This is a genomic window from Pseudomonas sp. B21-031, from assembly GCF_024748985.1.
Classification (GTDB): Bacteria; Pseudomonadota; Gammaproteobacteria; order Pseudomonadales; family Pseudomonadaceae; genus Aquipseudomonas; species Aquipseudomonas kermanshahensis.
The window spans coordinates 5,108,055-5,121,124 of the sequence record NZ_CP087181.1 but is presented as its reverse complement, the minus strand read 5'-3'; the positions used below and the strand labels follow the sequence as shown (position 1 = coordinate 5,121,124).

Sequence of the window (13,070 nt, the reverse complement as noted above, 5' to 3'; positions counted from 1 at the left end):
AAATGAATAGGGTCGATACGTACTCATTACTTTCTCAGGAAGGTTATTTGATTAGCTCCTGTCTTGCTACAGGGTTAACGGAGCTCCGAAAAGCGGATGTTCACAACAAGGGTGCCTTTTATACGGCCCTTTTCAACTTGTCAATCGGCCTTGAACGATTGTTGAAGGTCGTTTTAATCATCGATTACATGTTGGCTAATTCAATGGCGGCCCCGGAGAAGGAGCTTCTTCTTCCTTATAGGCACAATATTGTCAAGCTCTACAGTCGTTGTGTCGAGATTTCGATAAAGCGACATAATCCATTAAGGCCTTGTGGTGATCTGAATTCGATAGATAAAGAGATATTGCGATCACTTAACAAATTTGCTGACAAAAGTCGCTATCATAATCTCGATTCATTGTGCTCCCCGACCAACAGAATTGACCCGCTGGAATCTTGGGGCAACATTTTAGTAAGGGTTATCGAGACTGATGTCTCAAACAAGCGTATAAATAAGATTCTTTGTGATGCTCGCAGTGTCTCAACCGCCATCCAGGATTGCACCTTAGTAAATATGGTGGGATTGAGTAAAAAGCCGTTAACATTGGAGGACGCGTTAGCTATACCTGGACTACACGAGCAAGGTGTCCGCTTTGTAATATTGCGGCTAGTTAAGTTTTTTGCACCAATCCGAGATTTATTGAGCGATATCAGTGCGGTGGCCTTTTACAAAAACGATTCTCCCAGCCCGGCGGTGCCTTTAATGGGGGAGTTTCTAGAGTGGATTTGGGATGATCGTAACTATGTTCTCAGAAAGCGGCGGTGGCCATAGAAACGTGATCAGAGATGAGGAAAGTAGTTTCCAATGGCCAGATTTCTTAAATTTTTTTTTCGGCACCTTGCCCTATTCGGAAAACGGTCTGCGTTCTCTGGGCAAACTATCAGAGGGGGGATTTTCAGGTGTCGCACTGCGACAGCTTGAAATTGGCCGATAGGCTAAAACCTGGAAACGGGCGGTCGGTGTCTAATACCCTTTGCGGGCCAGCAGAGAGCATCAGCGGCAAAAATCAAACTATCGACAGGGGTGAGCAGGCCACCCCATAACTGCAGTAGTCGCTTCCTATAGCGTTACACAGCGGCTTTCATTGCACGCTGTACGGTACTCAGGCTAACCCCAAGGTGCTCAGCAGCCCCACGGAACGACAAGCCTTTAGTTACGCCATCACCAGCAATAGCAGCACGGATAGCAGCGTCATCGACGGTCTTAGTACGGCCCTTGTAGACGCCTTTCTCCTTGGCCTTGGCGATGCCTTCCTTTTGGCGTTCCCTGATCATTGAGCGCTCAAACTCAGCAAAACTGCCCATCATCGAGAGCATCAGCTTCTGCATTGGGTTGTCCTCACCAGTGAACTCAAGCTGTTCCTTGTTGAAGCGGATATGGATACCACGTTTGTTCAGGTCCTCTACCAGCTTCAGCAGGTCGGCCAGGGAACGGGCAAGGCGGTCGATGCTGTGGACTACGATAGTGTCCCCTTCACGGACATACTCAAGCATCGCCTGGAGCTGGGGACGGTCTGTGGTCGCTCCGCTCACCTTTTCAGTGAACAACTTGTCCAGGGCGATGCAGTCGAGCTGGCGGTCTGTGTTCTGGTCAACGGAGCTAACGCGAATGTATCCGACCTTTGCCATTTCCTTGCCCTCTGTATTCATTTGCCTCTAGATACAGAGAGTATGGCTGTATTCAAAACAAAAAGCAACGCTAATGAATACGGATTCTAGGTGTGCCCTGTATTCACTTCTTTGTGTTCTCAAGGGTGTACTCAACTGAATACAGATGCCCTCAATCTTGAGGTGATCTTTCTGCGGGGCTTTCCTCCAGGCGAAGAAAAGCCCGCACATGGCGGGCTTGGGGGAGACCGATCCAAAAGTGGTTTGGTCTATCGGATTCCTCAGAAACGAGGAGTCCCGAAAAGTGGGGCGTCCTGAGCAGTTGGGAGATTTCCTCAACGGTGAGGGAAAGTCTGAGGCGGGTGAAAGATGCCTCCAGAAATGGATGCATCTCCCTGTAGGGGCTGTGGTGCAAATCAGTGTTTTTCTGAAAGGTAGGCCCTGTGGTGTAAATCCATATAAAAAATGGATATAGGCTGTGTGGGGCGGCATCTGCTTAGATAATCCACTCGCACCCCCGCGTAGATAGGGGCCTGTAGGGGTGTGATGGTACGAGAGAGTCAAGGCAGGCGCCCGAGGGCGATTAGATACTGGCTAGATCGGCTATTAGTTCGGGGTGTCCTGGAAATCCAGGAGACCGACGCAGATTTGCGTTCATCTCGGTCTGGGAAGGGTAATGACAGACTTGCTGCCCCCTGGGTGATTCATTCTCCTCAAATTGAGGAAAAAGAAATTGGCCCTGGCATCTCATCACGCTGCTGTCTTTCGAGCGTTGAATGCCCGGAACTCGTCCATTGAGAGTTCTGGTAGGCCGTCCATCCGCTGGAAGAAATTGTGAAATCTTAAGTCCCTGTCTTCCGAGGTGATCTTGTATTGCACTCGCATTGCCTCAAGGTCCAAGTCCGCTGGCCAGTATTGAACCATCTCCCGTTCGTACCTTCGCGAGATACAGCCAAAAGTGTCACCAGAGACATCCGCCGATCTGGTAGAGAATTTGACCAGCCCCTGATCCACAAGGGCCTTCAAGGTGCGGGTCAGGTTGGCCAAGTCAAAGTCACCGTAGCCCAGGTTGTCCCTCAGCAGCTCTTGTACGCGTGTCGCGTGGTGGGGCGGATATACGTTCTCTGCGGTATATATACAGGCCAGGGCTTCTAGCACCTGCCGTTTGTTCTTTGTCATTCTCATTTATGTTTTGTCCTTATTGACAAGTAGCGTGAGCTCACCTCGTTGCCGTCCTGTATTCATCCGCTGCCCCTGGGGATCACGCCCGTACAGCGTGTTGTCTTGCACAGTAATAGGTGACGTACCGTCACGCGATTATCAACCTATGCCGCTTGGCATGGTTAACAGCAAGAGCAAGAGCGGGTGGTGGCTGAGCCCCTATCCACCCTTCTGAATAGAATTGCTATCTTGCCTCACGGCATATCTGTCATCAGGGGGCGGGGCAGAAAAGCCCGCCAAAGCTTTTGATTTTAACTGTGCAGATACATGGTGACGTTCCGTCACGTTGTAATAGCTTCTACAGTTCTCAGCAAGGTTAACATCAAGATCAAGAGCGGGGAGGGGCTTGGTTGCCCCTTCTCTCCCCCTACTGTAGAGTTGTTATCGTGCCTCAGGCACAGGTTATTATGCTGTGGCGGCTACGCCACAATGGTAAATTTGAGAAGGTCAATAATCTCAAAGCTCCGCTTTGGCGATTGTGCCCAATCCTGTCTCACGGCAGAAGTGGTCACTCCTTTTAATATTAGGACTTTCTCGACCGCCTTGTGCTCCGGGGTTTGCAGAGCGATTCTTGCGTAACTTTTTGAAAATACCTACGCAAGATTTACGCGGCTATAGCGAAAGAGTCCGGTGCTTCGGCTGAGGCGTTCATTCCAGCTTGTTGAGGGGCGGCAGGTCGATACCAGGCATTGATGTATCTGTCCTGCTCGTGCTCAGTCCCCCTGAAAATCAATCGAGGGTTCAAACTGAGCTTTATCTCGCCCCTGCGGATGTCACTGTTTCGTGATGTGAAGACTCGTAGCATCTGGCTGTCAGTCAGCACTCTTAACTTCTTCATCAAATTTGATTCGGCAGTCCCTAGTGATTTCGCAAGGTCGGCCTGGGTCGTGATGATAATGTTGCGATAAAGAACAAGTCCGTGAAGTTGTTCAAGCAGCCGCAGTTGCGGAATGGTGATGCGGCAGTCGGTATTAGTACGGCGCCATTCACCATGAGCATAGTCCACTTCATTTCGTAGTGAATGCAGTTTGTGGGGCGGTAGTTTACGCCGATCAACAAAGCTTAGATGTTCCTCGAAGTCGTCAATGCTTCGGCACTTACCGAGTTCACATTTGTATTTAGTAGAGCCAGTAAATACTGATGGTGTGTCATCGTGTCCAAGAATTTCGCCAGTGCGTGTGTCGATGATGAGTCCATCAATGCTGAGGTGGCTGGGGGTGTCGATGATGACTGGTGTGAAGGTTCTGCTCTCCATGAGTATTATTCCTTGTTGTAGTTCAGGTCATAGTCAAGACTCCATATGTGCCCCGGGGAGCTGATGCTAGGAGTTCGCGATCCTAATTGCTGGATGCACGAAGCCTGATGAATTCAGCGGCCTTATTGGCTTGATCTTCCGGGCGTTCGTCGTGAGGAGGTAGCTATTATGGTGAGGCTGGAGGGAATGGCTAATCGTATTTTTGCATCAAGTTGATAGGGGCGACTACTTCGCCCGCATCTGTTCCTCAGCCCGCATCGACTTGACGTAACACCGCATCGCCCACTCGATGAACTCTCGAACTGGCATCTTGTGTTTGCGTGCGTGGTAGTTAAGTGAGTGGAAGTCAACGGCATTGAAGCTGACCCCCAATGCCTTAGTGTGTTCGTACTGGTCACTCACGCTGCTGTCTCCATTTCAGGCTTGGCCTTACCCTTTGCAGGCTTGGCATATTCAGCTATCAAGGCGGCGTGTGCTTTCTGGCGTGCTGCTTCCACCTTATCGGCCAGGGCTTTCGCTGCCGCTGCCTCTTGCTCACGGATTTCACGGGCAAGGGTGATGTCAACCTGGCGGGCAGTCTCTGCAACGTTGCGGGCATAGCGGCTTTCGGCATATGCCTCTGCTACTTCTTTTGCAAGGACGGCTAGGTCGGCGTCAATATCTGCTTGAGGTTTCTTCAGGTGAGCTTTGAAGTGCAGCGGCTCATGGAATGCACCGGCGATGGTATACCCTTTGTTCGTCCACTCTAGTAGATCATTGAGAGCATACGTAAGCGGCTTGTCGCTGAACCAATCAACGTGGACGCCTAGCTGTGGGTAAGCTGGCGACTGCGAGTGGCGGTAATACTGTGCGGTACGTTGGTCCACTAGCTTTTTAAGTTCATCGGCATTGTGTGTGAAGCACTCGGCAACGTCGATTCCGTATTTGTATTTCGTAGTCATAATTTATTTCCGTGGTAGCTTGTATTTGCGAGGGTGTTTAAACATATCTGCGATGCTCTCTCTGAAGCGATCATCGGCAATTGGTAGTTGGTTACTGCTTGTGATGCTGCGGCTCTCTACAGCGCTCTTACGGGCTTCCAGGGCTGCTAGAAGTTCTGCCCTAGTGATGCCACGTTCTTTTGCGGCGTTGTCCAGGAACGTATCTAGTTTGGTCTGTGCTTTCTGATTGGCCAGTAGAGCCTTGCCATACTCGACTCTTGACTGTGTGAGCTTTGCCTGGAGTTGGGCGATGTTCTTTGCCTTCGCCCGGTAGTCGAGTAAGTCTGAGAGGGTGGCAACCATACCGGCAGGAAGCACGTTGTCTTCAAGGTTGTTGAGCCAGGCCAGTTCTGCTGGTGTTGCCTCAACATATTCGTATTTTGCAGTGTTGCCTGGGAAGTGGTCGCAATAGCTGATAAGGGCGCCGTTGCTCTTGAGTACTTCCAAGTAAATCTTATCGGCCATCAAGCGGCTTCCTTGTCTTGTTGCTTTGTTGCTTCCTGGGCGATGAACTGTTGTTCTAGCTCAGCCTGGCTGGCAATGTTGTTTTTACGCCAGGTGCGACTCTGGCAGGTCGAGTTGCAGAACCGGCTTAGAGGACTGCGAGAATAGAAAGTGCGGTTGCAGCCTTCACAGGTGTTACGTTTTAGTGGGCGTTGAGCCATAGGGGTATCTCTCAATGAATTAGAGTCTTATGCTGATTAAAATAACCCCGTTGCTCGTGAGAGGTTCGGGGGTAAAGGGCATTTAGCAGTAGGTGGGTATTGCAATTGCACTTGAGTGTAAGTGCGGAGGTTTGCCCGAGCGGGCGAAACTAGAATTAGTGGCCAGTATCGTTGCTCCCCTGGCCGGGAAATACCTTGAAGTGAGCGGAGCAGAGGTCGCCTACTAACCAGTACAACTATCCCAATGAAAATTCAGTCATTTGCCTGGACTGATAACAGGATGCAACACGCACAAGCATCGCCTGTAAGTTCTGCCAGTGAGTGTTAACAATTTAGGAAAGAGTGTTGCGAGAGCTTGAGACAGAACATCTCAAAAGAAGCGTCTAGTATAGCAGATCCAGCCAAATTGTCAATCATAATTCAGTCACTAATGCAAGTGTTATTTTAGTTTTGTTGATAAGCGGCTCCTAGAGGTGTTGGCGGTTGTCCTTTAGCTGCCATCGGGGGAACGCCAGAGGTGTCACAAGTACTGTCACAACCTTTGTCACAAGTCGTTGCTCTAGCACCCCTACCGTAGGTACGATGAACCACCCTTACTCCTTGTCGATCTACCCCTGAGCAAACCGCATCTCGCGCGTCTCGCCCATCAACAACGGCGCATTCGCCTCGGTCACCTCGCGAATGTAATCCCACAACAGGGTTATCCGCTTCAGCTTCCTCAAGTCCTCCCGGCAATACATCCAGAACTGCCGCGTCACCTCGATCTCCTCCGGCAACACCGTTACCAGCCGCGGGTCCTGCGCCGCCAGAAAACACGGCAAGATTGCCAGCCCACGCCCCTGCAATGCTGCGGTGTACTGGGCAATCACGCTGGTACTGCGCAAATGCGCGTTGGCATTGGGAATCAGGTTGGCCAGGTACAACAGCTCCGAACTGAACGCCAGGTCATCCACATAACTAATGAACGGGTGCTTCGCCAAGTCCCCAACCTGTCGAATCGGCGCGTGGTTATCCAGGTATGTCTGGGTGGCGTACAGCCGCAGCCGGTAGTCGCACAGCTTGCAGCACACATAGGGGCCGTGTTCAGGGCGTTCCAGGGCGATGACGATATCCGCCTCGCGCTTGGACAGGCTGATGAAGTGCGGCAACGGCAAGATGTCTACCGAAATGGCCGGATACGCATCGACGAAGTGGCTGAGTTGCGGCGTGACAAAGAAGCTGCCAAAACCTTCGGTGCAGCCCATGCGCACATGCCCCGACAACGCCACGCCCGACCCCGAAACCTGCTCGCACGCCATGTGCAAAGTGCTTTCGATCGACTCGGCATAGCCCAGCAGGCGCTGGCCTTCGGCGGTCAGGACGAAGCCGTTGGTCCGGGATTTTTCGAACAACAACGTGCCCAGCGCACCCTCCAGCGAGGTGATGCGCCGTGACACCGTGGTGTAGTCGACGCTCAGGCGCTTGGCGGCGCTACTGGCTTTGCGGGTGCGTGCCACTTCAAGGAAGAACTTCAGGTCGTCCCAGTTGAGCGCGCTCAGGGATGTGAGGTCTTTTTGCATGATGATCCGGTTTTTTTGTGCGTTCTTGTTGGATGTTTGCACATCTATACTCGAAAAAAGCCCCAGGACGCCACCTCGCGTTTGCACGGCGCTGGCGATCTCGACCCGACAATAATTCCAAGGAGAACCCAGATGAACGCACCTCAATCCCCCGACCAGACCAAGGTCGCGCAGGTCAAGCTGCTGATCGATGGCCAATGGGTCGAATCCAAGACCACCGAATGGCGCGACATCGTCAACCCGGCCACCCAAGAGGTGTTGGCGCGGGTGCCATTCGCCACCGTCGAGGAAGTCGACGCTGCCGTGGCCGCTGCCCATCGCGCCTTCAAGACCTGGCGTGACACCCCAATCGGCGCGCGCATGCGCATCATGCTCAAGCTGCAGGCGCTGATCCGCGAACACACTAAACGCATCGCCCAAACCCTCAGCGCCGAGCAGGGCAAGACCCTCGCCGATGCCGAAGGTGACATCTTCCGCGGCCTGGAAGTGGTCGAGCACGCCGCTTCGATCGGCACCCTGCAGATGGGTGAGTTCGCCGAGAACGTTGCCGGCGGCGTCGACACCTACACCCTGCGCCAGCCAATCGGCGTGTGCGCGGGCATCACCCCGTTCAACTTCCCGGCCATGATCCCGCTGTGGATGTTCCCCATGGCCATCGTCTGCGGCAACACCTTCGTGCTCAAGCCTTCCGAGCAGGACCCACTGTCGACCATGATGCTGGTGGAGCTGGCGCTGGAAGCCGGCGTGCCGGCCGGTGTGCTCAACGTGGTGCATGGCGGCAAGCAGGTAGTGGATGCGATCTGCACCCATCAAGACATCAAGGCGATCTCGTTCGTCGGCTCTACCGAAGTGGGCACCCACGTCTACAACCTGGGCAGCCAGCACGGCAAGCGTGTGCAGTCGATGATGGGCGCGAAGAACCACGCGGTGGTGCTGCCTGACGCTAACCGCACCCAAACCGTCAACGCCTTGGTCGGCGCGGCCTTTGGCGCTGCCGGCCAGCGCTGCATGGCAACCTCCGTGGCGGTGCTGGTGGGCAAGGCCCGCGAGTGGCTGCCGGACATCAAAGAGGCCGCGAGCAAGCTCAAGGTCAATGCCGGCTCTGAGCCGGGCACCGATGTCGGGCCGGTGGTGTCCAAGCGGGCCAAGGAGCGGGTGCTGGGCTTGATCGAAAGCGGCATCAAGGAAGGCGCCAAGCTCGAGCTCGATGGCCGCGGCGTCACGGTGCCGGGCTATGAGCAAGGCAACTTCGTTGGCCCGACCCTGTTCTCTGGGGTGAAAACCGACATGCAGGTCTACACCCAGGAAATCTTCGGCCCGGTGTTGGTGACCTTGGAAGTCGACACCCTCGATGAAGCCATCGCCCTGGTCAACAGCAACCCGTTCGGCAACGGCACCGGCCTGTTCACCCAGAGCGGCGCGGCTGCACGCAAGTTCCAGAGCGAGATCGACATCGGCCAGGTCGGCATCAATATCCCGATCCCGGTACCGGTACCGTTCTTCAGCTTCACCGGCTCGCGCGGCTCCAAGCTGGGTGATCTCGGCCCTTACGGCAAGCAAGTGGTGCAGTTCTACACTCAGACCAAGACCGTCACCGCCCGCTGGTTCGATGACGACAGCGTCAATGACGGTGTGAACACCACCATCAGCCTGCGCTAAGGAGTTCGCCATGCGTATTGCATTCATCGGCCTGGGCAACATGGGCGCGCCCATGGCCCGCAACCTGATCAAGGCCGGGCATCAGCTGAACCTGTTTGACTTGAACAAGACCGTGCTGGCCGAGCTCGCCGAACTGGGCGGGCAGGTCAGCCCGTCACCCAAGGAAGCGGCGGCCAACAGTGAGCTGGTGATCACCATGCTGCCGGCCGCAGCCCATGTGCGCAGCGTCTACCTGAACGATGATGGCGTGCTGGCGGGCATACGCCCTGGCACGCCGACCGTGGACTGCAGCACCATCGACCCGCAAACCGCCCGCGAGGTGTCCAAGGCCGCAGCGGCCAAGGGCGTCGACATGGGCGATGCGCCGGTGTCCGGTGGTACGGGCGGCGCGGCGGCCGGCACCCTGACCTTCATGGTCGGTGCCAGTGCCGAGCTGTTTGCCACGCTCAAACCGGTGCTGGAGCAGATGGGCCGCAACATCGTGCACTGTGGTGAGGTCGGCACTGGGCAGATCGCCAAGATCTGCAACAACCTGCTGCTGGGCATCTCGATGATCGGCGTGTCAGAGGCCATGGCCCTGGGTAACGCACTGGGTATCGACACCAAGGTGCTGGCCGGCATCATCAACAGCTCGACCGGGCGTTGCTGGAGTTCGGACACGTACAACCCATGGCCTGGCATCATCGAGACCGCACCGGCTTCACGCGGCTACACCGGCGGCTTTGGCGCCGAATTGATGCTCAAGGACTTGGGGCTGGCAACCGAAGCTGCACGCCAGGCGCACCAACCGGTGATTCTGGGTGCCGTGGCACAGCAGCTGTATCAGGCAATGAGCCTGCGCGGGGAGGGGGGTAAAGACTTCTCGGCCATCGTCGAGGGTTACCGCAAGCAGGATTGACGAGCGAGGTGTATTTCATCGCGGGCCAGGCGGCCTTCCCTCTGTAACTGCGCACCAGAGGGAAGGGCACCTGCTCCGCGATTTTTTTGCCCTGAACGTGCTGGCCTGAATGCTCTTGTAGGAGCAGCCTTGTGCTGCGAAGAGGCCAGCCAAGGCAACACAATTGCTATGGCAGGTTTGGCCCTTTCGCAGCGCAAGGCTGCTCCTACAGGGGGATGTGTAGGAGCAGCCTTGTGCTGCGAAGAGGCCAGCCAAGGCAACACAATTGCCATGCCTGGTTTGGCCCTTTCGCAGCGCAAGGCTGCTCCTACAGGGGGATGTGTAGCCTAGGTGATCAGGCGAACACGAAGTACTTGCGCACGGTTTCGACCACTTCCCAGGTGCCTTTCATCCCAGGTTCGATCACGAACACATCACCGGCCTTCAGGTGCTTCGGCTCTTCGCCTTCTGGGGTGATGATGCAGTAGCCGTCGAGGAAGTGGCAGAACTCCCACTTGTCATAGTTGACCTCGAACTTGCCCGGGGTGCAGATCCAGGTACCCATGATCTTGCTGCCGTCGGCCGACAGGTAGGCGTTCAGGTTGACGGTGTGCGGATCGCCGCCGATGCGCTTCCACTTGGTGGCGTCCACGACCGGCGTCGGGCAGGTTTCGCGCAGGACGGTGATGAAATCGGACATGGCACAACTCCTGGTGACTGGCTGAATGACTCGACACCATAGGGCCATTGGCCGCGCCGCAGTTGCCTGGGCTCGACGTCCAAGTGCCTGACTGCGCTATATGTAAATGGCGCCACGATAATCAAGCGATGGTAAATCCTACACGGCAATAGGTTTGTGCCTACTTGCGCACCGGACCCATCCGCTGGTCGCCTAAGGTGTGCATAGTGTGTACTGCGCTTTGTTCTGGTCTATTCGATGTGTACCATACACATCGACTGCCGAAGGAAGATTGAATGCGCAGTCGTGAAGTAATTCAGCTTATCGAGGCAGATGGGTGGTACGAAGTAGAGGTGAAGGGCAGCCATCACCAGTTCAGGCACCCAACCAAAAGGGGGAGGGTGACGGTTCCCCACCCTAAGAGCGATCTGCCTAAGGGCACTGTACATAGCATTTTGAAGCAAGCTGGGCTGAAGCAGCCTAATGGCTCCAACAGCTCAAGTACCAGTGGAGACACGCAATGAAATTTCCGGTCGTATTGCACAAAGACGCTGATTCGGACTACGGGGTGACCGTTCCTGATGTTCCTGGCTGCTTTTCAGCAGGCGCCAGTGTCTCTCAGGCGTTGGAGAATGTTCAGGAGGCACTGGCGTTACATTTTGAAGGTCTGGTTGCCGATAACGAAGCGTTACCGCAGGCGCAAGAGATCGATGTTCATGTGGCTAACCCCGATTACCAAGGTGGGGTCTGGGCGGTCGTGGACTTCGATGTGACCCCCTACCTTGGCAAGGCAGTGCGATTCAATGCGACGCTGCCGGAAAATTTGTTGCAACGGATCGATGAGAAGGTAAAGCGCGACCATAGGTATGCATCGCGTTCCGGATTTTTAGCATCGGCAGCGTTGCGAGAGCTGGCAATCGCACACTGATCTAAGGTGGGGGAGACAGTTGCATGGCCATGTCTCAAGCCCACCAATACCGCACAAAGTGGAAAAAAACCGGCGCCGCAAAGCACACCGAGTCCATCCGATCGAGCATGCCGCCGTGGCCTTCGATCATGTGCCCCCAGTCCTTCACCCCGCGGTCACGCTTGATCGCCGACATGACCAGCCCGCCGAAGAAGCCCATGGCGTTCACGGTCAGGGCCATCAGTGCCGCCTGCCAGAAGTTGAACGGGGTGATCCAGCACAGCAGGGCGCCGATCAGTGTGGCCAGTGCCACGCCACCGACGAGGCCTTCGAGGGTTTTCGAGGGCGACAGGTTGGGCGCCACCTTGCGTTTGCCGAACAGCTTGCCGCACACGTATTGCAGCACGTCGCTGATTTGCACCACGAGGATCAGCCAGGCGATCAGCAGCAGGTTGCGGCCCTCGAACCCGGGGATGTCGAGGGTCATCAGTGCGGGCACCGAAGACACGCAATACACCGCGATCATCAGCCCCCATTGCACCTTTGATGCGCGCTCGAGAAAGCGCGTGGTGTCGCCGCCGAAACTGGCAAGGATCGGCAGCAGCAAAAACAGATACACCGGGATGAAAATACTGAACAAGCCATACCAGTCCATGGCGATCAGCACGTACTGCACCGGCAGCGCCACATAGAACGCCGCCACCAACGCCGGGTAGTCGCTGCGCCGCGTCGGGGTGAGGGTCATGAACTCGCGCAGCGCATAGAACGACACGCCGTAGAACAGCACGATCACGCCGTACTTGCCGAACAGGAAGGCGATGCCGATCACCAGCACCATCACCCACCAGGCGTTGATGCGGGCGTTGAGGTTGTCGATCACCGCATGCGGCGCGGGGCCGGCACGCCATTTCAGCAGGCGGCCGATCACGCTGGCGAGCAGCAGCAGGGCGCCGATGCCGGCGAACAGCGAAAGGGTATTGTCGTCCATGTCAGGCATCCTTCGGCGCCAGGTTCAGCAGGGCCTGGCTGGCCCGCTCGAGAAAGGCCTGCTTGTTTTCATCAGCCAGCAGGTGGAGAGGTTCGCCAAAGCTCAGCGTGCACAGCAGCGGCAATGGCAGGGCGCGGCCCTTGGGCATGACCCGGTTGAGGTTGGCGATCCACACCGGCACCAGCTCGACGTCGGGGTTGGCCGCAGCCAAATGGTACAGGCCGCTTCTGAATGGCATGAGCGGCTCATCGCCCAGGTTGCGGGTGCCTTCCGGGAAGAAGATCAACGAATCGCCCTGGGCCACGGCCTCAAGAATCGGCTGCAGGGGGCTGCCTTGGCCTTCTGCGCGCTGGCGGTCGATCAAGACGCCGTTGAACACCTTGCGGATGAGAAAGTCGCGAATACCGGGCTTCGCCCAGTAGTCAGCCCCGGCCACCGGGCGGGTGCGCCTGCGCAAAGGTTCTGGCAGCGAGGCCCAGAGCAGCACGAAGTCGCCGTGGCTGCTGTGGTTGGCGAAGTACAGGCGTTGCACCGGCTGTGGTGTGCAGCCAAGCCATAACGCACGGGCGCCAGTGATCAGCCGGGCGGCCGAGGTGATGACGAAAGCGGTCAAGGTCGCAAGCATGGGGCGG

At 55.9% G+C, this 13,070-nt stretch carries 14 protein-coding genes; 5 read left to right on the top strand and 9 right to left on the bottom strand.

Going from position 1 to position 13,070, the window contains the following annotated elements; all coding sequences use genetic code 11:
* Window positions 1-2: 2 nt before the first annotated feature.
* Entirely contained in the window at window positions 3-812 is an 810-nt protein-coding gene (locus LOY53_RS22905; RefSeq protein WP_258703318.1) for a hypothetical protein, read from the top strand.
* A gap of 296 nt (window positions 813-1,108) precedes the next feature.
* Here the strand turns inward: LOY53_RS22905 and LOY53_RS22900 are convergent, their stop codons facing one another.
* From LOY53_RS22900 to LOY53_RS22875, 6 genes are all read right to left on the bottom strand, one after another.
* Window positions 1,109-1,669, bottom strand: coding sequence for a recombinase family protein (locus LOY53_RS22900; protein WP_258704184.1), 561 nt, complete (start codon window positions 1,667-1,669; stop codon window positions 1,109-1,111).
* Between the two features lie 729 nt (window positions 1,670-2,398).
* Window positions 2,399-2,833: a hypothetical protein gene (locus LOY53_RS22895; protein ID WP_104962567.1), complete on the bottom strand. Its 435-nt coding sequence runs from the start codon at window positions 2,831-2,833 to the stop codon at window positions 2,399-2,401.
* Window positions 2,834-3,473: 640 nt separating this feature from the next.
* Window positions 3,474-4,124, bottom strand: coding sequence for a hypothetical protein (locus tag LOY53_RS22890; protein WP_258703317.1), 651 nt, complete (start codon window positions 4,122-4,124; stop codon window positions 3,474-3,476).
* A gap of 398 nt (window positions 4,125-4,522) precedes the next feature.
* Entirely contained in the window at window positions 4,523-5,065 is a 543-nt protein-coding gene (locus LOY53_RS22885; RefSeq protein WP_258703316.1) for a hypothetical protein, read from the bottom strand.
* Window positions 5,066-5,068: 3 nt separating this feature from the next.
* Window positions 5,069-5,569: a hypothetical protein gene (locus LOY53_RS22880; RefSeq protein ID WP_258703315.1), complete on the bottom strand. Its 501-nt coding sequence runs from the start codon at window positions 5,567-5,569 to the stop codon at window positions 5,069-5,071.
* 808 nt (window positions 5,570-6,377) lie between these two features.
* Window positions 6,378-7,328, bottom strand: a complete 951-nt coding sequence (locus LOY53_RS22875) for a LysR family transcriptional regulator (protein ID WP_258703314.1) — start codon at window positions 7,326-7,328, stop codon at window positions 6,378-6,380.
* A gap of 132 nt (window positions 7,329-7,460) precedes the next feature.
* Here LOY53_RS22875 and LOY53_RS22870 point away from each other — a divergent pair, with 132 nt between their 5' ends.
* Together LOY53_RS22870 and mmsB are read left to right on the top strand one after the other, a co-directional pair.
* Window positions 7,461-8,987: a CoA-acylating methylmalonate-semialdehyde dehydrogenase gene (locus tag LOY53_RS22870; protein WP_085273919.1), complete on the top strand. Its 1,527-nt coding sequence runs from the start codon at window positions 7,461-7,463 to the stop codon at window positions 8,985-8,987.
* A gap of 10 nt (window positions 8,988-8,997) precedes the next feature.
* A complete protein-coding gene (gene mmsB, locus LOY53_RS22865; RefSeq protein WP_027595454.1) occupies window positions 8,998-9,885 on the top strand; it encodes a 3-hydroxyisobutyrate dehydrogenase in 888 nt (295 codons plus the stop codon).
* A gap of 334 nt (window positions 9,886-10,219) precedes the next feature.
* Here the strand turns inward: mmsB and LOY53_RS22860 are convergent, their stop codons facing one another.
* Window positions 10,220-10,564, bottom strand: coding sequence for a cupin domain-containing protein (locus tag LOY53_RS22860; protein ID WP_003251579.1), 345 nt, complete (start codon window positions 10,562-10,564; stop codon window positions 10,220-10,222).
* Between the two features lie 275 nt (window positions 10,565-10,839).
* Here LOY53_RS22860 and LOY53_RS22855 point away from each other — a divergent pair, with 275 nt between their 5' ends.
* Together LOY53_RS22855 and LOY53_RS22850 are read left to right on the top strand one after the other, a co-directional pair.
* Window positions 10,840-11,067 carry a type II toxin-antitoxin system HicA family toxin gene (locus tag LOY53_RS22855; protein WP_099430453.1) on the top strand — a complete coding sequence of 76 codons (228 nt, stop codon included), beginning with the start codon at window positions 10,840-10,842 and terminating at the stop codon, window positions 11,065-11,067.
* Window positions 11,064-11,471 (top strand): type II toxin-antitoxin system HicB family antitoxin, encoded by a 408-nt coding sequence (locus LOY53_RS22850; RefSeq protein ID WP_099430452.1) that lies wholly within the window; start codon window positions 11,064-11,066, stop codon window positions 11,469-11,471. Before LOY53_RS22855 ends, LOY53_RS22850 begins: the two co-directional genes overlap by 4 nt.
* Before the next feature lie 34 nt (window positions 11,472-11,505).
* On the opposite strand, the gene LOY53_RS22845 is transcribed toward LOY53_RS22850, so the two are convergent.
* Both LOY53_RS22845 and LOY53_RS22840 read right to left on the bottom strand, forming a co-directional pair.
* Window positions 11,506-12,438, bottom strand: coding sequence for a phosphatidate cytidylyltransferase (locus LOY53_RS22845; RefSeq protein WP_027595453.1), 933 nt, complete (start codon window positions 12,436-12,438; stop codon window positions 11,506-11,508).
* Between the two features lies 1 nt (window position 12,439).
* Entirely contained in the window at window positions 12,440-13,063 is a 624-nt protein-coding gene (locus LOY53_RS22840; RefSeq protein WP_027595452.1) for a lysophospholipid acyltransferase family protein, read from the bottom strand.
* Window positions 13,064-13,070 lie beyond the last annotated feature (7 nt).

Excerpts from the sequence above, each read along its gene's own strand:
- LOY53_RS22860 (WP_003251579.1), bottom strand. The coding sequence starts at position 10,564 with ATGTCCGATTTCATCACCGTCCTGCGCGAAACCTGCCCGACGCCGGTC.
- LOY53_RS22870 (WP_085273919.1), top strand. The coding sequence starts at position 7,461 with ATGAACGCACCTCAATCCCCCGACCAGACCAAGGTCGCGCAGGTCAAG.
- LOY53_RS22840 (WP_027595452.1), bottom strand. The coding sequence starts at position 13,063 with ATGCTTGCGACCTTGACCGCTTTCGTCATCACCTCGGCCGCCCGGCTG.
- LOY53_RS22885 (WP_258703316.1), bottom strand. The coding sequence starts at position 5,065 with ATGACTACGAAATACAAATACGGAATCGACGTTGCCGAGTGCTTCACA.
- LOY53_RS22890 (WP_258703317.1), bottom strand. The coding sequence starts at position 4,124 with ATGGAGAGCAGAACCTTCACACCAGTCATCATCGACACCCCCAGCCAC.
- LOY53_RS22855 (WP_099430453.1), top strand. The coding sequence starts at position 10,840 with ATGCGCAGTCGTGAAGTAATTCAGCTTATCGAGGCAGATGGGTGGTAC.
- LOY53_RS22845 (WP_027595453.1), bottom strand. The coding sequence starts at position 12,438 with ATGGACGACAATACCCTTTCGCTGTTCGCCGGCATCGGCGCCCTGCTG.
- LOY53_RS22850 (WP_099430452.1), top strand. The coding sequence starts at position 11,064 with ATGAAATTTCCGGTCGTATTGCACAAAGACGCTGATTCGGACTACGGG.
- LOY53_RS22905 (WP_258703318.1), top strand. The coding sequence starts at position 3 with ATGAATAGGGTCGATACGTACTCATTACTTTCTCAGGAAGGTTATTTG.
- LOY53_RS22880 (WP_258703315.1), bottom strand. The coding sequence starts at position 5,569 with ATGGCCGATAAGATTTACTTGGAAGTACTCAAGAGCAACGGCGCCCTT.
- LOY53_RS22900 (WP_258704184.1), bottom strand. The coding sequence starts at position 1,669 with ATGGCAAAGGTCGGATACATTCGCGTTAGCTCCGTTGACCAGAACACA.
- LOY53_RS22895 (WP_104962567.1), bottom strand. The coding sequence starts at position 2,833 with ATGAGAATGACAAAGAACAAACGGCAGGTGCTAGAAGCCCTGGCCTGT.
- LOY53_RS22875 (WP_258703314.1), bottom strand. The coding sequence starts at position 7,328 with ATGCAAAAAGACCTCACATCCCTGAGCGCGCTCAACTGGGACGACCTG.
- mmsB (WP_027595454.1), top strand. The coding sequence starts at position 8,998 with ATGCGTATTGCATTCATCGGCCTGGGCAACATGGGCGCGCCCATGGCC.